The organism is Stenotrophomonas sp. STEN240, from assembly GCF_056756175.1.
Genome location: NZ_JBRRBO010000029.1, coordinates 17322 through 40178, shown reverse-complemented (window position 1 = coordinate 40178; position 22857 = coordinate 17322). Strand labels below are relative to the sequence as shown.

Genomic DNA, 22857 nt, shown 5'->3' with positions numbered 1-22857 from the left:
CAGCGGCTGCTATTTGGCGAAGAACACCCGCTGCACGGCTTGGCGTGCGGCGTCCATAGAGAAATGCCTGGTGATGTTGGCCAGCCCGTTGTCGGACAAACGCTGCCAGAGTTCGGCATCGTCATACAGGCGCAGCACGGCGTCGGCGAAGGCTTGCGGGCCGTCGGCGACCAGCACGTCCTGGCCGTGCTGCAGGTGCATGCCTTCCACGCCACAGGTGGTGGCTACCACCGGCTGGCCGTGGGCCATGCTCAGGTTGACCTTGCCCTTGACCCCTGCGCCGAAACGAAGCGGGGCCACGGCAACGCGCATGCGGGTCATGAAAGGCACCACATCCGGTACATAGCCATGCACCTGTACGCCGGGCCGGGTGGCAGCCAGGGCGTGGATGCTGGCCGGTACATCGGCCCCGATGCAGTGGAAACAGATATCCGGGCGCTGCGCGTGGATGAGCGGAAACACGTCGCCGATGAACCAGGTCATCGCATCCAGATTCGGTGGGTGGCGGAAGCCGCCGACGAACACAAGATCATGCCGTTGTGCCCAGGGTTCACCTGCGCCGGCGATTTCATGCAGGTTTGAAAGCAGTTCCACCCGTACCTGCGGTGCATCCGTGGCGAGTTGTTCCTTTTCCGCTGCGCTGACCAGCAAGGTCACATCGGTTGCCGCCATCACCGCCAGTTCGCTGGCGCGGGTGCGTTCGGCGCTGCGCAGCAGGCGTTGGTCGCGGGCCAGCTCCGCGCCGCGGCGCTCACGCAGATAGTGCAGGTCGACAGTGTCAAAAACAGTGCGCGCCTGCGGTGCGAACTGCTTGAGCAAGGGCAGACATTCGTTGGCGACGTGGTAACGCACCAGCATGACGACGGCGAAACGCTTGCCGTTGTCACGCAGCCAACTGCCGACGCGGTCGAGGAAGGGCGCGTGCCAGACTTCCACGCCGATCGCCTGCAAGGCCGCAGTGGCAGGGCTGGCCGGTTCGCCGCGGGTAGGCAGAAACACCACATGGGCGCCTTCAGCCAGCAACATGCGGATCAGGTTGAACTGGCGCAGCGAGGCCGAGTCGCGGTCGGGCTGCGGCACGCATTCGTCGATGATCAGGATCTGCCGCTGCCGGCGATGCAGCAAGGCTGGCGACGGCACGCTGCCCGCTGCGGGCTGCGCGGCAAGCGCGTCCTGCCAGGCGCTGGCGAAAACAGCCTGGTTGCGCACCTGGTAGGCCTTGACCCCGCTGCTGGTATCGGTGCCGTTGCTGGTGCCTTCATCGTGCACGACGCGGCTGGCCGGCTGTACCAGCACGCGGCGCCCGGCCTCACGCACCTTGAAGGCCAGGTCGGTATCTTCGTAGTAGGCCGGTGCATAGCGGCTGTCCAACCCGCCCAATTCCTCGAACAACAGCCGCGGTATCGCCAAGGCGGCGCCGGAGCAGTAATCGGCATCGCGCAATGCGCTGTAGCGGGGATCTTCGGCCGATTCAAAGCGGCCATAGCTCCAGCAACTGCCATCGGCGAAAACCACGCCGCCGGACTCCTGCAAACGGCCATCGGGATACAACAGCTGGGCGCCGACCAGGCCGGCGTCGGGAACCTGCGCGAAGGTGGCCAGCAACGCATCCAGCCAGCCGGGCTGCGGGATGGTGTCGTTGTTCAGCAGCACCACGTGGTCGCCGCGGCTGAGCCGCAGGCCATCGTTGCAGGCGGCGATGAAGCCGCCGTTGCTTGCGCGCAGGTGGTAGCGCAGCCCATCGATCTGCTGCATCCACTCGCGGGTGCTGTCGCTGCTGCCATCGTCGATGACCAGGATCTCGCAGCTGCTGGCAGGCGGATGTGCGGCCAGGGCGCGCAGGCAGGCCAGGGTGTGGCCGCAGTGGTTGTATACGGGGATGACGATGCTGGCTGCTGGTTGCTCGCTGCGCGGCACGCTGAACGGAACGAACGGGCCGTTGTCGGGGAAATACAGCGGCTCACGCTGCGCAGGCGGCTGGCGCCGGGTATGCACACCAACCCGGTGCAGGGTGGCGCGCCAGCCGCGGGTGCGCAGGCTAGCCAGGCCACGACGGGCCAGGCCGATGATGCGATTGACGGCGTAGCGCATATCGGCCAGCGAAATCGACATTCCTTTGGAACTCCAGCTTAAGCAGGGAACAAGCAGTCAACGCCCGCCGGGATGCGGCTGCGTTAGACTCGGTGCAACTCACATTCTCGCATCCCTGTGCCACGACGCCACGATTCCGACGAGCTCGACGACGATACCGACGGCAACAGCCCTGTGTGGCGCAGCCGCTTGATCACCTGGGGATTGGCCGCAGCCGCATTGGGGCTGGGCTTCATGATCCCCTATACGCTGTACCTGAACAGTCAGGTCAGCCAGCGCTTCGGTGAGCTGCGCTGGCAGATCCCGACCCGGGTGTACGCGCGGCCGTTGGTGCTCAGCGCAGGCACGGCGATGAACGCCAATACGCTCAAGACCGAGCTGGCGGCCTCCGGCTACCGCGATGACGGTGCCGGCAGCAGCCTAGGCACCTATCGCGTGCAGGGCGGCAGTTTCACCATTTCCAGCCGCGGCTATGTCGATGTTGACGGCAACGTTGCCCCGCGCAAGGTCGATGTGGTGGTGTCTGGTGGGCAGGTGGCCTCGTTGCGCGAGGCGGGCAGCCGCAAGGCGCTGAAAGCGGCGCGGCTGGATCCGGCGCGTATCGCCACCTTGTATGGCCAGAAGCAGGAAGAACGGCGGCTGGTGCGGGTGCGCGAAGTGCCGGAACTGCTGGTCACCGGCCTGCAGGCGGTGGAGGACAAGGATTTCGCGCGCCATCACGGCATCGACCTGAGCGGCATCGCGCGGGCGGTCTGGGTGACCGTGCGCAGCGGCGGTGAAACCCGCCAGGGCGCCAGCACCTTGACCCAGCAGTTGGCCCGCAGCGGCCTGCTCGGCATCGGCAAGGAACAGACCTTCACCCGTAAATTCAACGAGGTGCTGTACGCGCTTATCATGGAGGCGCGCTACGACAAGGCCACGATCCTGGAGGCCTATCTCAACCAGGTCTATCTGGGCCAGCGCGGCAAGCAGGCCATCCATGGGGTGTCGTCCGGCGCCGAGTTCTGGTTTGGCCGTGACCTCAATTCGCTGAGCAGCGAGCAGATCGCCCTGCTGATCGGCCTGGTCAAGGGGCCGTCGTACTACGACCCCCGGCGCAATCCCGAGAACGCGCTGGACCGCCGCAATTTCGTGCTGGGCAAGCTGCTTGAAAACAAGCTGATCGACGAAGCCGAATATCAACGCGCGATCAAGGCACCCCTGGGCGTGTCCAAGACCGCCGGTATCGCCGCCGCCAATCGCTTCCCGGCCTATGTCGACCTGGTGCGTCGTCAGCTTGGCAATGATTACCCGGAAAACGTGCTGCAGGGCGCGGGCTTGAATGTGTTCACCGGCATGTCGCCCTCGGCCCAGGCCTATGCCGAGGGTGCGGTGGCGCACACCATCAAGGCGCTGGAAAACAAGCGCCGCCCGGAGCTGCAGACCGGCCTGGTGGTGACCGACGTACACAATGGTGATGTGCTGGCGGTGGTTGGCAGCCGCGATGTTTCCGAGCCGGGCTTCAACCGTGCCATCGAGGCGCACCGCCAGGTCGGCTCGCTGCTCAAGCCCTTCGTCTATCTGCTGGCGTTGGCGCAGCCGGATCGTTACTCGCTGGCCAGCTGGGTGGATGACTCGCCGGTGACGGTCAAGCTCAGCCGCGGCCGCAACTGGACGCCGGGCAATGCTGACAACCGCAGTCACGGCACGGTGCGGCTGATCGATGCCTTGGCGCGATCCTACAACCAGGCCACGGTGCGGGTTGGCATGCAGGTCGGGCCGGAACGGCTGACCCAGTTGATGAATGTGCTGGCCGGGCTCAAGGCCGAATCCAATCCGGCGGTGATCCTGGGTTCCACCGACCAGAGCCCTTATGGCATGGCCCAGCTGTATCAGTTCCTGGCCTCTGGCGGCGAAATCCAGCCCTTGCATGCGGTGCGTGGCGTGGTGGATGCGCAGGGCAAGCTGCTCAAGCGCTACGACAAGAGCCCGGCGCCGGCGCAGGAAGGCGATTCGATTGCCGCCAACCTGATCAGCGTTGGCCTGCAGCAGGTGGTGTCCAGTGGCACGGCGTCGGGGCTGAACGCCGACGGCTTGTCGCGGCTGCAGGCGGCCGGCAAGACCGGTACCTCCAACGATGGCCGCGACAGCTGGTATGCCGGCTACACCGGCGACCATCTGGCGGTGATCTGGATGGGCAACGACCAGAACGAGCAGACCGGCTTGTTTGGTGCTTCCGGTGCGATGCGGGTGTGGTCGGGCATCTTCCGCAACCTGCCCAGCAAGGCCTTGCACGTGAACAACAAGGGCCTGGACTGGCAGTACGTGGAAGCGGCAGGCAGCAATGCCACCGATGAATCCTGCCCGGGCGCGCGCCGTTTCCCGTTCGTGGTGGGCTATGCACCGCCGTACGTGCCGTGCGCACTGCCGCCGGAAGTGCCGCTACAGGATGGTGCCGAGGGTACGCAGGAGCAATCAGGCGGTGGCTGGCGTGGTTGGTTGGGCCTGGACCGCAAGGAACCTGAACCGGCTGCTGCCCCCGCTGCGCAGACGCCTGCGCGATAATCAGGGCCATGAACACCACGTCCTTGATCCGCTCCGCGCTGGTTGCTGCTGCAGCCGTTCTGTCACTTGCAGGCTGTGTCAGCTCACCACCGGCGGCGCCGCGCGCGGCCGTTGACACCACCACGCCGGCGCAGCGATTGGCGGCTGTGGATGCCATCGCCGGTGCCGATGACACCGAGCTGTCGGTGCAGCCGCTGCGCGATGCGCAGGTGGACGATCTGCGCCAGACCGCCATTGCCCAGCGCAAGGCCGGTGACCTGGCTGCCGCTGCCGAAGCCTTGAACCAGGCCCTGCTGCTGGTGAACGATGACCCGGGCATCCTGCAGGAGCGTGCCGATATCGCCTTGCTGCAGTCCGATTGGGTACGCGCCGAAACGCTGTCCAAAAAGGCTCTGGAGCTGGGCTCGCGCACCGGCCCGCTGTGCCGCCGCCATTGGGCGACCATCGAGCAATCGCGCCTGGCGCGTGCCGAAACTCAGAACGCCGTCTCCGCCCATGCACAGATCGAGGGCTGCACGGTGCCGGGGATCAAGCGTTTTTGATGTGAGCAGGGAATCGGGCGCAGGGAATCGGCAACGCGAACGCGACAACAGCGCGTGGCGTGAAGCAGGGTGGGTTGCTACCGGGCGAGCATCAGTTACGGTGATTGCCTGCCCATGCGCTTGTCCACTGTCCGTTCCCGGCCGCTGAAACATGTCCTCCCTCGTCACCGCCAGCTGCGAAGCATTGAGTGAAGGCGGCGCGCTTGCGCGCCAGCTCGATGCCTTCGTGCCGCGCCCGGCGCAGCTGCGCTTGACCGGAGCCATTGCCGAGACCTTCCAGCAGCGCGATGTGCTGCTGGCCGAGGCCGGTACCGGCACCGGCAAGACCTACGCCTATCTGGTGCCGGCGCTGCTGTCCGGCTTGAAGACGATAGTCTCCACCGGCACCCGCGCGCTGCAGGATCAGCTCTATCACCGCGATCTGCCGCGGGTGCGCGCCGCACTCGGTGTTGGCCATCGCGCCGCCTTGTTGAAGGGGCGGGCGAACTATCTGTGTCGCTATCGGCTGGACCAGGCGCGCGGCGAACCCCGCTTCACTTCGACCGAACAGGTGGCGCAGTTCCAGCGCATCCTCGCCTGGTCCGGGCGCACCCAGTACGGCGACATGGCCGAACTCGATGGCCTGGCTGATGACTCGCCGTTGCTGCCGATGGTGACCTCGACGGTAGACAACTGCCTGGGCACCGATTGCCCGTTCTGGGGCGATTGCTTCGTGGTGCAGGCGCGGCAGCGGGCGCAGGAAGCGGACCTGGTGGTGGTCAATCATCATCTGCTGCTCGCCGACCTGGCGCTGAAACAGGAAGGCTTCGGCGAGATCCTGCCGGGCGCGCAGGCCTTCGTCATCGACGAGGCCCACCAGCTGCCCGAACTTGCCGCCAATTTCTTCGGTGAAGGCTTTGGCATGCGTCCGTGGCAGGAACTGGCGCGCGATTGCTTGGCCGAATGCCGCAGCGTTGCCGGTGCGCAGGCAAGCCTGCAGCAGCCGGTGGCGACGCTTGAGATTGCCCTGCGGGAACTGCGTGAGGCGATGGAAAAACTGCCGCAGCGCGGCACCCGTTGGCGCGCGCTGGCGGTGCCGGCGGTTGCCGAAGGCTTTGATGCGGTCGCGGCGGCGATGGCGCAGCTGCGCGATGCACTCAGCCTTGTGCGCGAAACCTCGCCCGGCCTTGATGCCTGCCACGCCCGCGCGCTGGAAGGCGTGTCGCGCTTGTCGCGCTGGCTCGACGATGGCGAGGCTGGCGCCGTCGATACATGGGATATCGATGATGCGCCGGTGGCAGCGGACGATGCCGCCGCCGAGCCAGCATCAACGGCTGGCGATTCGCTGTTCCCTGCCGACGACGGCAATGATGTGCTGTGGTACGAACTGACCCCGCGCGGCTTCCGTTGCCAGCGCACGCCGATGGATGTGTCCGGCCCGCTGCGCGAGCACCGCCTGCGTTCGATGGCAGCCTGGGTGTTCACCTCGGCCACCTTGACCGTCGATGGTGGCTTCGAGCATCTGGCCAAGCGCTTGGGCCTGGATGATCCGGATACCTTGGTCCAGCCCAGTCCTTTCGACTGGCAGCAGCAGGCCTTGTGCTATCTGCCGCAGCAGTTGCCCGACCCGGCGGCGCGCGGCTACGGCGCAGCCTTGATCGCGACCCTGCGGCCGGTACTGGAGGCCTCGCAGGGCAGGGCATTCCTGTTGTTCGCCTCGCACCGTGCATTGCGCGAGGCCGCCGATGCGCTGCGTGATGGGCCGTGGCCGCTGTTCGTGCAGGGCGAGGCGCCGCGCGCCAGTCTGCTGCAGCGTTTCCGTGAGTCCGGCAATGGCGTGCTGCTGGGTGCGGCCAGCTTCCGCGAAGGTGTGGACGTGGTCGGCGATGCGCTGAGCGTGGTGGTGATCGACAAGCTGCCGTTCGCCGCCCCCGATGACCCGGTATTCGAAGCGCGGCTGGATGCGATCCGTCGCCAGGGTGGCAATCCGTTCCGCGACGAACAGCTGCCGCAGGCGGTGATCGCGCTCAAGCAGGGCGTGGGCCGGCTGATCCGCAGCGAGACCGACCGTGGCGTGCTGGTGCTGTGTGATCCGCGCCTGCTGTCGCGCAGCTATGGGCGGGTCTTCCTTGATTCACTGCCGCCATTCCGGCGTACCCGTGCGCTGGCCGATGTGCAGGCGTTCTTTGCGCGACAATGGGCACCGGAGCACGGACCGCCGCCAGCGGCTGAAGAGCCGTCCGCTGATGCGGATACCGCTGCGCCCCCCTTTTCCCTGTCGTGATTGTCGCCATGAAGCTGCTTGCCTTTGAAACCGCCACCGAAGCCTGTTCCGTTGCCCTGTATGTGGATGGGCAGGTATTGGAGCGGTTTGAAGTAGCGCCGCGCCGGCATGCCGAGTTGAGCCTGCCCTGGGCCGAGCAGTTGCTGGCCGAAGCCGGTATCGCGCGCAGCCAGCTGGACGCCATCGCGCTCAGCCGTGGGCCGGGTGCGTTCACTGGCGTGCGCCTGGCCATCGCCATCGCGCAGGGCATCGCCCTGGCGCTGGATCGGCCCTTGCTGCCGGTATCCACCCTGCAGACCTTGGCGCTGCGCGCACCGGCAGATGCAGCGCGGGTGCTGGCCTGTATCGATGCGCGGATGGGTGAGCTGTACGCAGCGCGCTACCTGCGTGACGCCAACGGCGAGCTGCAGTTGCAGGAGCGCGAGTTGCTGGTGGCACCCGATGCGGTGCAGCTGCCGGCCGATGACAGCGTCTGGGCCGGTGTTGGTACCGGCTTTGCGGCGGGCGAGGGCGTGTTGAGCACACGCCTGCAATCGCGCCTGGGCAGCGTGGATGCACAGGCATTGCCGCGCGCCGCCGACGTGCTGAAGATCGCCGTGCCGGCGATGCTGCGTGGCGAGGCCATCGCTCCGGAGCTGGTGCAGCCGGCCTACCTGCGCGACAACGTCGCCCTGACCCTGGTCGAACAACAGGCGCTGCGCGATTCCAAGCGCTGAAGCAGCGATAAGGTTCGAAGCTTTTGTGGGAGCGGTGTAAACCGCGAAGCTCGTACATTCCCAGATTGCTATCAGGCTGGTTGCTCAGACAGCACCAGATTCGCGGTTTACACCGCTCCCACAACAACACAGCAGCAACGCCACCCCCTTGTAGGAGCGGCGTCAGCCGCGAAGCTCGTACATTCCCCGATTGCGATCAGGCTGGTTGCTCAGGCAACGCCAGCTTCGCGGCCTACGCCGCTCCTACAAATGCGCAAATGTCCGGCTCAACGATCATCGTGCAGCTGCCCGCCGGGCAGGAACATCCAGGTGCGGGTGACCTGCAGGATGTCGATGTCGTCGCTGGTCTCGGGCAGGGCCGGGAATGGCTGGGCCTGTTCGATTACCCGCAGTGCGGTGGCATCCAGCAGGGGCACGCCGCTGCTGCGCAGGATGCGGCTGCTTTCCACGCTGCCGTCGCGGCGCACGCCAACGGTGATCACTACCTGGCCGCCGAGCCGGCGCTGGCGCGCTTCATCGGGGTAGTTGAGGTTGCCCACCCGCTCGGCGCGGTCAACCCAGGCGCGCAGGTAGTTGGCATAGGCGTATTCGCGGGTGCTGGCCGAGACGAACTTGCGGTTCGGGCGTTTGGCGTACTGCTCCGAGCGCAGATGCACCTCGGCCGCCAGTCGCGCCATTGCCGCATCGCGCTGCTCGCGGGCGTTCATCGGCGCATTGGTGTCGGGACGATCCGGCAAGGGCTGGGTCTGCGCGCTGGCCACCGTGTCCTTGCCCTGGCTGCTGGTGATGATGCGTGCCTGCGGTGGTGGCGGTGCTGCCGCACTCTGCGCCTGCAGCGGCACGGGGGCCAGCCCGTTCTGCAACTGCGGCACGATGCCGGCCTGCGCATCGCGCGGGCGCTGGGCGGTGTCGTGGTCGCCGCCGCCCTGCTGGTTGGCCTGGGCCAGGAAATCGGCCTGCTTGGGCGTAAGCGGCGTGCTGGTCTGGCTGAAGATCACATCCAGCGTGGGTACCAGCGGCGCGTTGTCGCTCACCGCAAAACCCACCCCGAGTATCAACAGGCCATGCACCAGCGTGGACAGCACCAGCGTGGCGGTCAGGCGTTGCTGTTCGGTAACCCGCGGGGCGGCGGGCAGGACCTCAGGCTGGGAATACATCAGGCCAGGCCAGCCTCGATGGCATCGAAAAGCTGGCCGGCGATGTTCAGGCCGAACTGCGCATCCAGCTCGCGCACGCAGGTGGGGCTGGTGACGTTGACCTCGGTGAGGTAGTCGCCAATCACGTCCAGGCCGACGAAACGCATGCCGCGGCGCTTCATCTCCGGGCCGACCTGGGCGGCGATCCAGCGATCACGCTCGCTCAGCGGGCGGCCTTCGCCACGGCCACCGGCGGCCAGGTTGCCGCGGAACTCATCGCCCTGCGGAATCCGCGCCAGGCAATAGTCCACCGGCACACCGTCGATTAGCAGGATGCGCTTGTCGCCGGCAGTGATGTCGGGGATGAAACGCTGTGCCAGCGCCAGGTGCTGGCCGCCGTCGGTCAGGGTTTCCAGGATCACGTTGAGGTTGGGGTCGCCGGTACCGCTGCGGAAGATCGAGCGCCCGCCCATGCCGTCCAGCGGCTTGAGTACGGCCTGCCCATGTTCGAGCACGAAGGCCTTCAGCTCGCGCGCGTTGCGGCTGACCAGGGTCGGCGGGCAGCATTGCGGGAACAGCAGGGCGGCCAGCTTCTCGTTGAAATCGCGCAGCCCCTGCGGATCGTTGACCACGGTGGTCCCGGCCTGCTGGGCGACGCTGAGGATGTGGGTGTCGTACAGGTACTCGCCATCGAAGGGCGGGTCCTTGCGCATCAGCACGATCTGGCCAGGGCCAAATGCCAGTGGCGCGAACTCGCCCAAGCTGAACCAGCCGGCCTTGTCGTCACGGACCTGCAGCGGGGCTACTTCGGCCTGGGCCTGGCCGCCGTGCAGCGACAGCCCGCCGGGGCGCACGTAGTGCAGCCGGTGACCACGGCGCTGGGCTTCCAGCAGCATGGCAAAGGTGGTGTCCTTGGCGATCTTGATGTTGGCGATGGGGTCCATCACCACGATGACGTCTAAAGGCATGACTTGAATCCGGCAGATCTGGAGGAGGATGTTAGCGGTTCGCGGCGGGGTCGCACAGCGCGGAAATCGGAACGCTGAGGCTGAACGGCGTGCCGCTTTTAATGTGAAGTGGCTCACATTATCTTGATGATCAGCCTAGTCCTGCAGGCATCACTTGACAGTTTGCGGCAGGACTGGGATATAGATGCGCTTTCGCGGCAGCATCGCGTTCGATGCCGGTCGCGCGTTCGGGGAACAACAAATGGTTGAAAACATGGCTGCGGGTGGGGAACTCGCAGGGCTGAAGGTGATGGTCATCGATGACTCGAAGACCATCCGACGTACAGCTGAAACACTGCTCAAGCGTGAAGGTTGTGAGGTCGTGACCGCCACTGACGGTTTCGAGGCATTGGCCAAGATTGCCGACCAGCAACCGCAGATCATCTTTGTCGACATCATGATGCCTCGTCTGGATGGCTATCAGACCTGTGCATTGATCAAGGGCAACCAGCTCTTCAAGTCGACGCCGGTGATCATGCTGTCATCCAAGGATGGCCTGTTCGATAAGGCCCGTGGCCGCATCGTCGGTTCCGAGCAATACCTCACCAAGCCATTTACCCGCGACGAACTACTAGGTGCCATCCGCACATACGTCAACGCCTGACCAGGGGGGAAAGGCAAAAATGGCTCGAATTCTTTTGATCGAGGACTCACCGACCGACAGGGCGGTGTTTACACAATGGTTGCTCAAGGCTGGGCACGAGGTGCTGTCGGCAGACAACGCCGAGGACGGCCTGCAGATTGCCCGTGAGCAAGGCCCGCAGCTGGTGCTGATGGACGTGGTGTTGCCGGGGATGAGTGGTTTCCAGGCAACCCGCGCGCTGTCGCGTGACGAGGCTACGCGTGACATCCCGGTGTTGATCGTCAGCACCAAGGGCATGGAAACCGACAAGGCTTGGGGCATGCGGCAAGGTGCCAGCGACTACATCGTCAAGCCGCCGCGCGAGGATGATCTGATCGCGCGGATCAACAAACTGGTGGGTTGATGCGTTCTCCATTCGACATCCTTGAAGCCTACGAACGTCGCAGTCTGGCGCACGCGGTACAGCTGCCGGAGCGGAGCTTTTCGCAGGATGTCTGGCGTGGCGTGGGTTACCGCGTTGGCAGCCGGCATCTGGTCTCGGATTTCCGCGAAGTGGTGGAAATCGTGCCCATGCCGCCGGTTACCCCGGTACCGGGCGCACAGCCCTGGTTGCTGGGCGTGGGCAACCTGCGCGGCAACCTGTTCCCGGTGGTGGACCTGAAGAACTTCCTGGAAGGCGAGCGCACCGCGCCGCAGGAAGGCCAGCGCGTGTTGATCATGCGCCAGAGCGGCGGCGACGTTGCGCTGGTGATTGACGAGTTGTACGGCCAGCGCAGCTTCGAGGCACCGATGCAGGTGCCTGCCGGTGACATCGCACAAGGGCGCTACGCGCATTTCGTCGAACGCGCCTTCCATGATGAAGGCCGTGACTGGGGCGTGTTCTCGCTGTCGCTGCTTTCCCGCACTCCTGAATTCCGGCAAGCGGCCGCCTGATTGGCGCGCTTGCCTCTTCGTATTGAGACCGAGGTCGAACGATGAGTACTGCTCCTGAAGCCGCCAAGGCTGGCAAGCTTGGCAACGTAAGCACCAACTTCTGGTTGGGCTTGTTGGTGCTCTCGATGGTCGTGTTCGGTGCCAACACCGGCGTGGCCACCTGGCAGGGCAGCCGTCTGGCCGGCGCCAGTACCGGCGCCGCCGACTTGCAGGTGCTGTCACAGCAGCTGGCCAACCAGGGCCGTGAAGCCGTGGCCGGTAGCCGCGAAAGCTACGCAGCGTTCAAGGACACGCGCAGCAAGGTGGAAAGTACCGTCAGCGAGTTGCAGGGCCGTTACGGCAACGAGAGCGGCGTGTCCGGTCCGTTGGGCGCACTGGTTGATACCTGGAAGCCGCTGTCCAAGAACGCCGAGCAGATCGTCGCCTCCGAGCCGGCGGTACTGGCCTTGGCCGGTAACGCTGACAGCTTCGTCGGCGCGGTGCCGCAGTTGCAGGCACAGTTGAATGAAGTGGTGCGGGCGATGACCGCCGGTGGCGCCCAGTCCTCGCAGGTCTACAACGGCCTGCAGCAGGTGGTGGTGGTTGGCACCATGGCCCGTCGCGTAACCGAAATCCGCGCCGGTGGTGCTGGCGCGAGCGGCGCCGGTGACGCGCTGGCGCGCGACATGGTGGTGTTCACCCAGGTGCTGGAAGGCCTGCGCAACGGCAACGAAGAAATGGGCATCGCCGCGGTGCGCAATGCCAATGCACAGGTTGCGCTGGAACAGTCGGCCAACCAGTGGGCAAAGATGAAGAAGGATGCCGACGCCATTCTGGCCAGCTCGCGCAACCTGTTTGCTGCACAGTCCTCGGCGGCCGCACTGGCCACCGGCTCGGACAAGATGCTGGAGCGCAGCCGCAAGCTGTTTGACGCGTTCTCGGCATTCGGCTCGGCCCGCGATACCCGCATCTTCCCGAACTTCTGGTGGAGCGTGATCTTCGGCGGCCTGTCGGTGTTTTCGATCATCGGCTTCGTCTGGAGCACGGTGCGTACCCGTTCGCGCGAGCAGGACGTGCGTTACCAGACCCAGGTGGAATTCAACAGCCGCAACCAGCAGGCAATTATGCGTCTGCTGGACGAAATCAGCTCGCTCGGTGAAGGTGACCTGACGGTAAAGGCCTCGGTGACCGAGGACATGACCGGCGCCATCGCCGACGCTATCAACTACGCCGTGGACGAACTGCGCCACCTGGTGACCACCATCAACGACATCTCCTCGAAGGTGGCGGTGTCGGCACAGGAAACCCAGGCAACGGCAATGCAGCTGGCCGAAGCCGCCGGCCACCAGGCCGACGAGATCACCAGCGCCTCGGACCGTATCGGCGAAATCGCAACCTCCATTGAACAGGTCTCGCGCAACTCCACCGAGTCGGCCGAAGTGGCACAGCGCTCGGTGGTGATCGCCACCGAAGGTGCCGGCGTGGTGCGCCAGACCATTCAGGGCATGGACCAGATCCGCGACCAGATCCAGGAAACCTCCAAGCGCATCAAGCGTCTGGGTGAGTCTTCGCAGGAAATCGGCTCGATCGTGGAACTGATCAACGACATTTCCGAGCAGACCAACATCCTGGCATTGAACGCGGCCGTGCAGGCAGCCTCGGCCGGTGAGGCCGGCCGCGGTTTCGCTGTGGTGGCCGACGAAGTGCAGCGGCTTGCAGAACGTACCTCCGGCGCGACGCGTCGAATCGAAGGTCTGGTGCAGGCCATTCAGGCCGATACCAACGAAGCGGTTACCTCGATGGAACAGACCACCGCCGAAGTGGTATCCGGTGCACGTCTGGCCGAAGACGCCGGTACCGCACTGACCGAAATCGAACGCGTGTCCAACGCGCTTAACAATTTGATTAAAAGCATCTCCATCGCCGCCAACCAGCAGGCCTCGGCAGCTACCGACATCACCCAGACGATGGGCGTGATCCGGCAGATTACCGGCCAGACCTCGCAGGGCGCCGGGCAGACCGCCGATTCGCTGGGTCAGTTGAACCAGTTGGCGGCAGAGCTGCGCCGTTCGGTGGCCGACTTCAAGTTGCCGGCCTGAACGGACTGATCGGGCGGGGATGCAAAGGAATCAGCAGATGAAGTTTCGTCACAAACCAACGCAGGGCCGCCCGGACGGCATGCAATTGATGCTGCACGGGGGAGTGCGATGAGTACCTTGCGCGATGCGATGAGCCACGCAGCTCTGGGGTGGGTAAAACCCGAGCTGGACGAGACCCTGCGCCAGGTGCGCAATGAGGTCGAGGCTTACGTCGAAGAACCCAACGACAGCAGCCGCATGCGCTTCTGTGCCGGCTACCTGCACCAGGTGCAGGGCACGCTGCGCATGGTCGAGCTGTATGCCCCGGCGATGGTGGCCGAGGAGCTGGAGCTGCTCGCCAATGCAGTGCGCGACGGTGCCATCCCGGACCGCGACGAAGCCTGCGCTACGCTGATGCGTGGCACCGTGCTGCTGCCCGATTACCTGGAGCGCCTGCAGAACGGCCACCGCGATATTCCCATCGTGCTGCTGCCGCTGCTCAATGACATCCGCGCTGCACGCGGCGCTGAAGGCATCAACGAAAGCGTCTTGTTCGCCTTCAACCCCGATGCCAGCAACGCCAGTGCCGATGAGCTGGAGCACGCCCGCGGCAGCTTGAGCGGGCGCAACCGCGAACTGCTCGACACGGTCGGCAGTGCGGTCAAGGAAGAACTGATGCGCATCAAGGATGCGCTCGATCTGCACATGCGCATGGATGGCAATCCGGCCGACCTGCAGGTACAGGTCAACGAGCTGGGCGCCGTTTCCGACACGCTGGGTGTGATGGGCCTGGGCGTTGCCCGTGGCATCGTCGCGCAGCAGCGCGATTCGCTGCGCGAAGTGGTCAACGGCACGCGTCAGATCGACGACAACCTGTTGCTGGACATCGCCGGTGCGCTGCTCTATGTGGACGCGTCGCTGGATGACCAGGTGGCGCACCTCGGCGCCAATGTCACCGGTGAAGACGATCCGGGCTCGGTGGAAACCCGCCGCACGGTGGAAGTACTGGCGCATGAAGCCATTGCCAACTTCACCGCCGCACGCGAATCCTTCGTGGCCTTCATCGAGACCAATTGGGACCACGCACGCCTGGCCGAAGTGCCGCGTCTGCTGAGCGAAGTTTCCGGTGCCCTGCGCATGCTGGAACTGCCGGCGCCGGCAGACTATCTGCAGGCCGTGCGTCAGTACATCGACGTCGAACTGATTGCGCGCCAACGCGTTCCCAGCGGGCGTCAGCTCGACACCCTGGCCGATGCGATGGCCAGCCTGGAATACTTCCTGGAAGCCCTGCGCGATCGCCGTCCCGGCCGCGAGGAAATCCTCGACATCACCCGCACCAGCCTGGAAACCCTGCGCTATTGGCCGATCCCGGCATTGCAGGCGAATACCGACGGCCGCGCGGCAACGGTCATGGGTGAAGCAGCCCCGGCAGCGCACGCCACCACTGCGGCAACACCATGGGCGGCTGCGGCAAACGAATCGCTGGCCGCCGATCCGGCGCCGGTGGCGGTCACCGCCATTGTTGAGGAAGCCGAGCATGCAGAAGACGCAGTAGCTGCCGAGGCCGCTCCGGTCGCCGAGCAGGCACCGGTCAGCGCCACGCCGGTAATGCCGCCGCCGCTGCCGCCGATTGAGCTGGAGGACAAGCCGCAGGCAGCCGCCGAATACCCGTTGGTGTTTGGTGCGGCCATCAATGCCGTGGCCACGCCGGTGCAGACGCTGCAGGTGCCGAACGTGGCCGGGCCGTTGGTCCCGACCGAGGTAGCCGCGGCGGAGATTTCCGCGTTTGATCCGGTTGCCGCCGAGGGAGCGTTGTCGAACGACAGCAGCTTCGCGCTGGCGCCGCTGGCGCTTGAAGGGCAGGAAACCAGCACTGCGTCCGAAGCTGCGCCGGCATCGTTTGCCGCAGCGTTCGATCCGGTCGCCGCCGAGGACTTCGCGGTCGCTGACGCTGGCGACACCTACCGTTTTGATGATTCCCTGCTGACCCTGGACGGTACTGACGCAGCGCCGCTGCAGTCCGCCGATCTGGCCAAGGTCGCGCTTGCCGATGGCGATGTGTTCTTCAGCGCCGAGTTGGAAGCGGTTGCGCCGGCATTTGATGCTGCTGCACCGATGGATGCGCAGGTAGCCAACAACTGGGAGCTGGACGCTGCGCCGGCAGCACTCGCAGACGCCGGCATTGCCGGCGATGCGCTGACGCTGGAAGCAACGCCGGCCGACAGCCTGGAGGCCGCCTCGATCGAGCCGGTTTCCATGTTGGTTGAACCCGTGTCCAAGCTGGATACGGAAACCGCCGCGTTCATGGCGCAGCTCGATGCCGCCGCCGAAGCGTTCGATCCGTTCGCATTGCCGGAATCCCTGCAGGCCGAGCTGGTCACCGCCGATGTGGCCGACGCTGCGATCCACGGTGCAACGCCTGCGAAGGCCGCAGCGCCGGTACACCAGCTCGAAGGTGGCTTCATCGATGGCGGCGACGTCATCGATCAGGACATCCGCGAAGTCTTCATCGAGGAGTTCGACGAAGAACTGGAAAACCTGGGCAATCTGTTGCCGGCATGGCGCGCGGCGCCGGCCAATATGGAGCGCCTGCGCCCGGTGCGTCGCGTATTCCATACGCTCAAGGGCAGCGGCCGTCTGGTTGGCGCACGCACCCTGGGTGAGTTCAGCTGGAAGATCGAGAGCCTGCTCAACCGCGTGCTTGATGGCAGCCGTCCCGCCAGCCCTGCGGTACTTGCCGCAGTGACCCAGGCCTATGACGTGTTGCCGGAACTGAATGCCGCCCTGCGTGGTGCAGGCAGCATCCATTCCGATCTGCTGGGCATACAGGACGTGGCGGACCGCGTCGCCGCAGGCGAAGAAGCGTTCTACGTTGCCGGTGTCAGCGCAGTTGCCGATGCCGCCGCAGCGCAGGATATCGCCCCGGCTGCCGAGGTCGCTGAAGCGGTTGTGCCGGTCGAAACCGAACTAGCCGCAGCAGACCAGGACAACGATGCAGGCGGCACCCCGGCCTCGGTCGATGAGGTGCTGCGCGAGATCCTGGAAGCCGAGATCGGCGCCCATCTGGACACGGTCAACACCTGGCTGGCCGGATCCGTGGCGCAGCCGCAGCCGGTTTCCGAAGACCTGTTGCGTGCCGTACACACCATGAGTGGCGCTTTCGCCATGACCGACGTGCCGGTGATCACCCAGATCACCAGCCCGGCTGAAACCTTCGTCAAGCGTTCGTTGGCCGCGGCGGTCACGCCGACCACGGCAGGCGTGGATGCGCTGGCGCAGATGGCCTCGGCCGTGCACACCACAATCACCGCGCTGCGCGCACCTTCGCCCCGCATTCCGGCATTCCCGGGTGTGGCCGAGCGCCTGCAGTCGCTGGTCGACGCCTTGCCCGATGCCAAGTGGCCGCCGATGGCCGCCGAGGATGAGCTGGCCATCGTTGATTCCATTGACGCCGATGCAGTGCAGGGTCCGCTGTCGGCAGGCAACGACGTAAGCGCTGAGCTGGTCGGTGTCGAAGACCTGTCGGCTTACTTCGACTCCAGCTTGTTGGATGAAACCCCGGGTGACGCCGTACCGGTGGCCGCCGCTGAACTGCCGGTTGCCGCGTTTGAGCCGGAAATCGTTCTGCCGACCGGCGTTGACGTGCGTGCGGATGCGGACATGCTGGCGGAAGCGCCGGAACCCGCAGAAGCTGTCGAAATTGACGCGCCGTCGATCGCGTTCGCAGCCGATGCCGCTGTTGACGCCGAGCCGGCAACGGCTGCCGTCACTGACGACGTGCACGCACAGGAAGATGTCGCAGCGCCACTGGATGGCGGCGCGGCAGACGACGCGCAGCTGGCCGTGGATGCGGTAGATGGCTACGACGCAGTCCGCGCTTCGACCTGGGGCCATGCCTCCGATGCCGCTGAGCCGACGCAGGCCATGGAAAGCACCGACGCGCCGCTGGCCGACGACGCTTCCGGGGCTGCTGCCGAGTCCTTCATTGCTGCAGATGCCGATAACGCACTTGAGGATGCAGTGGCCGCGCAGACTGAAAACACCCAGGATGACGCACAGGCAGCTGCCGAAGGTTCCGCGCACGCGGATGATCACGACAGCGTCATTGCGCGCGCCCTGGCCATCGCAACCGGTGCGGGCGCACTGGCTGCAGGCGTGGTCTACGCAGGCACGACGGCTGAAGCCGATGCCGAGGCTGACACTGAGGCAGCAGAGCTGGCTGCGCAGAGCGAACAGGACGCACAGCCGCTGACGCAGGCCGATGAGGCCGCGCAGATGGTCGAGCCTGCACAGGGCGCTGAACAGTACGAGCAAGTGCTTGCTGGCGATGCCGAGCAGGCAGCGGCAGATGCCTTGCCGGTGGATGAAGATGCAGTTGTTGCGACTGCGGATGATTCCGTGTCCGAGCTGGAATCCGTTGATCCGCTGGACGCGTCCGCAACTGTCGCAACGCAGATCGAACAGGACGAGACGGCAGACGAAGCCGCCGCAGCCGAAGAATCGGCATCGCTCGAAGACGTCGCCGGAAATGACCCGGTGGACGCTATTGAAGTCGTCGAAGTTGTCGAAGCCGTCGAAACGGTCGAGATTGCCGAGCCGGTTGAGCTCGAGTCTGTCGTCGTCGCCAAGGCCACGCTTGCCCCGTTGACCGCAGCACTGCCGGAACAGGTAGAAGCGCCGGCCGTCGCCGTGGCAGTCCACGAACTGGATGCTGGCCCGCTGGACTTCGCCGACCTGGATCGTGAGCTGGTCGATATCTTTGTCGAGGAAGGCAAGGATCTGCTCGACCATTGCGATGGTCTGGTCAATGACATGCGCGCCGCGCCGGAAGATCGCGAAGCGCTGGCGGGCCTGCAGCGTGATCTGCACACCCTCAAGGGTGGCGCGCGCATGGCCGGTATCAACGCCATCGGCGACCTCGGCCATGGCATCGAGTCGCTGCTGGAAGCCGTTGCGGCCAACCGTACCGAGATCACCCGTGCCGACGTGCAGCTGCTGGAGCGCGGTTTCGACCGTCTGCATCAGCTGTTGATCCGTACCGGCGAGCACCGTGCGGTGCAGATGCCGAGCGACCTGATCGAAGCGTTCGAAGCCCGTACCGATGGCCGTGCCGAAGCCGCACAGGCGCTGGTCGAAGCGGCGGTCACTGCAACCGACACCGTTGTGGTCGAGGTCGCGGAAGACGCGGTGCAGCCGCAGCCGCTGGCACATATCGAGCCCTTGTCTGCGCCGTTGCGCGAAGAACCGGCCGGTGCCGAAGAAGAAGGTGCACCGCGCGGACAGGAACAGGTGCGCGTGCGCGCCGACCTGCTCGACAGCCTGGTCAACCACGCCGGCGAAGTGGCGATCTACCGTTCGCGCCTGGAGCAGCAGCTCGGTGCCTTCCGTGGCGCCATGGCCGAGCTGGATCGCACCAACGCCCGTCTGCGCGACCAGCTGCGTCGTCTGGATCTGGAAACCGAAGCGCAGATCGTGGCGCGTTACCGCCGCGAACACGAACAGGCCGACCAGACCTTCGATCCGCTGGAACTGGACCGTTTCTCCACCCTGCAGCAGCTCAGCCGTGCGCTGAACGAATCGGCGGCCGACTTGGGCGGTCTGCAAGGTGTGCTGGACGATCTGTCGCGCAACTACGACACGCTGCTGCAACAGCAGTCGCGTGTCAGCTCGGAACTGCAGGACGGGCTGATGCGTGCGCGCATGGTGCCGTTCGATGGCCTGGTGCCGCGCCTGCGTCGCGTGGTGCGCCAAGCCGCGCAGGAAACCGAAAAGCAGGTGCACCTGAAGCTGGAAGGCACCCACGGCGAACTCGATCGCAACGTGCTTGATCGCATGGTCGCGCCGCTGGAGCACATGCTGCGCAACTCGGTTGCCCATGGTCTGGAGCAGCCGGCTGCACGTACTGCTGCAGGCAAGCCGGAAGAAGGCGAAATCGCACTGCGTCTGCGCCGCGAAGGTTCGGAAATCGTGCTGGAAGTCGGCGATGACGGTGCCGGCCTGGACCGCGAGGCAATCCGTCGCCGTGCCGAGCAGCGTGGTCTGCTGGGCAGCGATGAGCAGATCGACGACAACCAGCTGGACCAGATGATCTTTGCATCGGGCTTCAGCACCAGCGAGCAGGTCAGCCAGCTGTCCGGCCGTGGTGTCGGCATGGACGTGGTGCGCAATGAAGTGCGTCAGCTCGGCGGCTCGGTGGACATCCACTCGGTGCGTGGCCAGGGCGCAACCTTCACTTTGCGCCTGCCGCAGACGTTGGCGGTTACCCAGGCGGTGTTCGTGCGTATCGGCGAAACCACCTATGCGGTACCGGTGGCATCGGTCAGTGGTATCGGCCGGATCTCCCGCCAGCGTTTCGAATCAGGGCAGGGCGGTTACCACTACAACGGCGAAGACTTCAGCCTGTACAACCTGGGCAACCTGGTGGGTCAGGTGGCGGCCAAGGCCGAAGGCCAGACCGAGATTCCGTTGCTGCTGGTGCGCTCCGGCGACCTGCGTGCGGCGGTGGCGATCGACCAGGTGCTGGGCAACCGCGAAGTCGTGGTCAAGCCGGTCGGCCTGCAGATCGCGTCGGTGCCGGGTATCTACGGCGCCACCATCACCGGCGAAGGCAATGTGGTGGTGATCCTGGACGTGGCACCGCTGGTGCGTCGTCATCTGACCCAGCCGCAGCAGACGGTGGAAGTGATCGAGGCCAGCAGCCAGCGCCATGTGCCGCTGGTGATGGTGGTCGACGATTCGCTGACCATGCGCAAGGTCACCAGCCGCGTGCTGGAACGTCACAACCTGGAGGTGGTCGCCGCGCGCGACGGCGTGGAAGCGCTGGAGCAGCTGGAAGAACGCATCCCGGACCTGATGCTGCTGGATATCGAAATGCCGCGCATGGACGGCTACGAGCTGGCCACCGCGATGCGTGCCGATCCGCGTTACAAGGACATCCCGATCGTGATGATCACCTCGCGCAGTGGCGACAAGCATCGCCAGCGCGCATTCGAGATCGGCGTGCAACGCTATCTCGGCAAGCCGTACCAGGAGTTGGATTTGATGCGCAATGTCTATGACCTGCTGGGGATCGCCCGTGCACGCGACTGACGACACTGCCAAGCCCGTTGCCCTGCTGGCCCGTGCTGGCGCCGCCCGCGATCGCCTGCGCGAAGCACTGATCGCTGCCGGTGGCCGCATCGTGCTGGAGGAAGACCCCAACCAGCTGGAGCCGGCTTCGCTGGTCTCGGCTGCGCCGCAGGTGGTGCTGGTCGCGCTGGAGCCGGCGGTCGAGGACGCGCTGGAACGGCTGGAATCGGTACTGGAAACCCCGGAACTGTCCTTGTTGTTCGAGGAAGCCGAACTGGCCGCGCGTCGCGAAGGCTGGGAGGCGCAGCGTTGGATCCGTCACCTGGCCGCCAAGCTGCAGGGCCATGGCAACGTGCTGCCGCCGGGCCTTGAGCATGAAGACGCCGAGCCGGCAAACACTCTGCAACCCGGCCTGCCGCCGCGTCCGGCCGATGGCCATGTGGATGCGCCGCTGCAGTTCCATCTGGATGAGGCGCAGGTGCAGGCCTATGACCTGCCCGCCGATGAAATCTACGAGGCACCGGCAAGTGCGCGTGAACCGCATGCCGAAGTGCTGTCGTTCGAGGAACTGATTGCCGGTGCCGCACAGCCGTCGTCCGTCGAAACCCTGCCTCCGCCGCTGCCGCCGGAACCGGTTACGGCTTCGGTCGAGCCTGCGGGCAAGGCGGCCGCAGCGCCGATCGGTGATTTCAGCAGCTGGTCCTTGCTGGACGAGGATGGCTACGAGACCGCGCCCGCCGCGCCGGTAGCCGCTGAGCCGCCGCCGGCATTGGCCAGTCTGCTCAACAGCGAGCTGTCGCTGGTAGACCTCGATGAGGGCGCTGCCGAGGGCAATGGCGCGGTGTTGTTGATTGCCGGTATTGGCGGCCCGGATGCGGTGCGCCGCGTGCTGGCCGGCCTGCCGGAAGATTTTTCGCGCCCGGTGCTGGTGCAGCTGCGACTGGACGGTGGCCGTTACGCCAACCTGGTCAAGCAGATGGCACGGGCAACGCCGCTGCCGGTCAGCCTGGCCGATCCCGGCCAGAGCCTGAACCCGGGCGAGGTCTATATTCTTCCCGATGTCATTGGCGTCGAATCAGCTGCTGGCGGCCTGCGTTTCTGCGCCGACGCCAACGATCTGCTGCAGGCGCTGCAAGCGGACCGCAGCGCGGTGCTGATGCTCAGTGGTGCCGATGTGGCGATGGTCGCGCCGGTGCTGGACTTCGCCGGCAAGGGTGGCTGGGTGGCGGGGCAGATCGGTGAGGGTTGCTATGACCCGGCCGCTGCCAGCCAGCTGGCTGTTGCTGGCATGAGCGCCGGTGATCCGGAATATCTCGCCGCCGAATTGGCTGTGCATTGCGCGGCGTGACCGCAGCGCGACCCAGGAACTGACGATGAGCTACGCAAACAACGATGAAGTCCGTGGGGTACTGATACAGGCCGGTACCGAGCGCGTGCTGTTGCCCAACGCGACGGTGGCGGAAATGATGTCCCGCGTGGCGGTCGAGCCGATTGCCAATGCGCCGGCCTGGCTGGTCGGGCAGATCGCATGGCACGGCTGGAGCGTGCCGTTGCTGTCCTATGCCGGGCTCAGTGGCCACGGCCACGAAATGGTCGGCAGCAACAACAAGGTGGTGGTGCTCAAGGCCCTGGGTGGCAACCCGGACCTGCCTTATTTCGCCTTGCTGACCCAGTCCTTCCCGCAGTTGATCGCGGTACCGCGTGACGGCCTGCTGGCCGACGCCTCGGAAGAGAGCCTGCCGGTAGGCGTGCATATGCGCGTGCTGCTGGGCGAGCAGAGCGCCCTGCTGCCGGATCTGGACGCCGTTGAAAGCGCAGTGATCCTGGCCCTGGCCGAAGCCGCAGGCTGATCCACCCTGCACGGTAGAGCCGAGCCATGCCCGGCGCTACAGGCCCGCGCAGTGGCAGATGCACCGG

14 protein-coding genes are annotated in these 22857 nt (G+C 65.6%); 11 read left to right on the top strand and 3 right to left on the bottom strand.

All coding sequences use genetic code 11. From position 1 onward, the window contains the following. Nucleotides 1-9 precede the first annotated feature (9 nt). Nucleotides 10-2112 (bottom strand): glycosyltransferase, encoded by a 2103-nt coding sequence (locus ACVOKO_RS13165; protein WP_346499358.1) that lies wholly within the window; start codon nucleotides 2110-2112, stop codon nucleotides 10-12. A gap of 96 nt (nucleotides 2113-2208) precedes the next feature. Here ACVOKO_RS13165 and mrcB point away from each other — a divergent pair, with 96 nt between their 5' ends. The 4 genes from mrcB (at nucleotide 2209) to tsaB (ending at nucleotide 8156) form a co-directional block, all read left to right on the top strand. Continuing rightward, complete coding sequence (mrcB, locus tag ACVOKO_RS13160) at nucleotides 2209-4635, top strand: penicillin-binding protein 1B (RefSeq protein WP_346499357.1); 2427 nt, start codon at nucleotides 2209-2211, stop codon at nucleotides 4633-4635. Between the two features lie 8 nt (nucleotides 4636-4643). Continuing rightward, nucleotides 4644-5177 (top strand): hypothetical protein, encoded by a 534-nt coding sequence (locus ACVOKO_RS13155; RefSeq protein ID WP_346499356.1) that lies wholly within the window; start codon nucleotides 4644-4646, stop codon nucleotides 5175-5177. A 151-nt stretch (nucleotides 5178-5328) separates the two neighbouring features. Next, nucleotides 5329-7440: a DNA repair helicase YoaA gene (gene yoaA, locus ACVOKO_RS13150; protein ID WP_346499355.1), complete on the top strand. Its 2112-nt coding sequence runs from the start codon at nucleotides 5329-5331 to the stop codon at nucleotides 7438-7440. 8 nt (nucleotides 7441-7448) lie between these two features. Beyond that, nucleotides 7449-8156 (top strand): tRNA (adenosine(37)-N6)-threonylcarbamoyltransferase complex dimerization subunit type 1 TsaB, encoded by a 708-nt coding sequence (tsaB, locus tag ACVOKO_RS13145; protein ID WP_346499354.1) that lies wholly within the window; start codon nucleotides 7449-7451, stop codon nucleotides 8154-8156. A 266-nt stretch (nucleotides 8157-8422) separates the two neighbouring features. Here the strand turns inward: tsaB and ACVOKO_RS13140 are convergent, their stop codons facing one another. Together ACVOKO_RS13140 and gshB are read right to left on the bottom strand one after the other, a co-directional pair. Then, the gene (locus tag ACVOKO_RS13140; protein ID WP_346499353.1) at nucleotides 8423-9313 is read right to left on the bottom strand and encodes an energy transducer TonB family protein; all 891 of its coding nucleotides are present in this window, start codon (nucleotides 9311-9313) and stop codon (nucleotides 8423-8425) included. After that, complete coding sequence (gene gshB / locus ACVOKO_RS13135; protein WP_346499352.1) at nucleotides 9313-10260, bottom strand: glutathione synthase; 948 nt, start codon at nucleotides 10258-10260, stop codon at nucleotides 9313-9315. Before gshB ends, ACVOKO_RS13140 begins: the two co-directional genes overlap by 1 nt. A 241-nt stretch (nucleotides 10261-10501) precedes the next feature. Here gshB and pilG point away from each other — a divergent pair, with 241 nt between their 5' ends. From pilG to ACVOKO_RS13100, 7 genes are all read left to right on the top strand, one after another. Further along, complete coding sequence (pilG, locus tag ACVOKO_RS13130; RefSeq protein WP_057628851.1) at nucleotides 10502-10903, top strand: twitching motility response regulator PilG; 402 nt, start codon at nucleotides 10502-10504, stop codon at nucleotides 10901-10903. A gap of 19 nt (nucleotides 10904-10922) precedes the next feature. Next, nucleotides 10923-11285, top strand: coding sequence for a response regulator (locus tag ACVOKO_RS13125; RefSeq protein WP_057628819.1), 363 nt, complete (start codon nucleotides 10923-10925; stop codon nucleotides 11283-11285). Next, the gene (locus tag ACVOKO_RS13120) at nucleotides 11285-11815 is read left to right on the top strand and encodes a chemotaxis protein CheW (protein ID WP_062166655.1); all 531 of its coding nucleotides are present in this window, start codon (nucleotides 11285-11287) and stop codon (nucleotides 11813-11815) included. Before ACVOKO_RS13125 ends, ACVOKO_RS13120 begins: the two co-directional genes overlap by 1 nt. Nucleotides 11816-11856: 41 nt before the next feature. Beyond that, on the top strand, nucleotides 11857-13893 hold the full coding sequence (locus ACVOKO_RS13115; protein ID WP_346499351.1) for a methyl-accepting chemotaxis protein: 2037 nt from the start codon (nucleotides 11857-11859) through the stop codon (nucleotides 13891-13893). Nucleotides 13894-14001: 108 nt separating this feature from the next. Further along, nucleotides 14002-20961, top strand: coding sequence for a hybrid sensor histidine kinase/response regulator (locus tag ACVOKO_RS13110; RefSeq protein WP_346499350.1), 6960 nt, complete (start codon nucleotides 14002-14004; stop codon nucleotides 20959-20961). After that, complete coding sequence (locus tag ACVOKO_RS13105) at nucleotides 20948-22288, top strand: chemotaxis protein CheB (protein ID WP_346499349.1); 1341 nt, start codon at nucleotides 20948-20950, stop codon at nucleotides 22286-22288. Before ACVOKO_RS13110 ends, ACVOKO_RS13105 begins: the two co-directional genes overlap by 14 nt. Before the next feature lie 25 nt (nucleotides 22289-22313). Beyond that, nucleotides 22314-22790, top strand: coding sequence for a chemotaxis protein CheW (locus ACVOKO_RS13100; RefSeq protein WP_057628824.1), 477 nt, complete (start codon nucleotides 22314-22316; stop codon nucleotides 22788-22790). The last annotated feature ends 67 nt before the right edge of the window (nucleotides 22791-22857 follow it).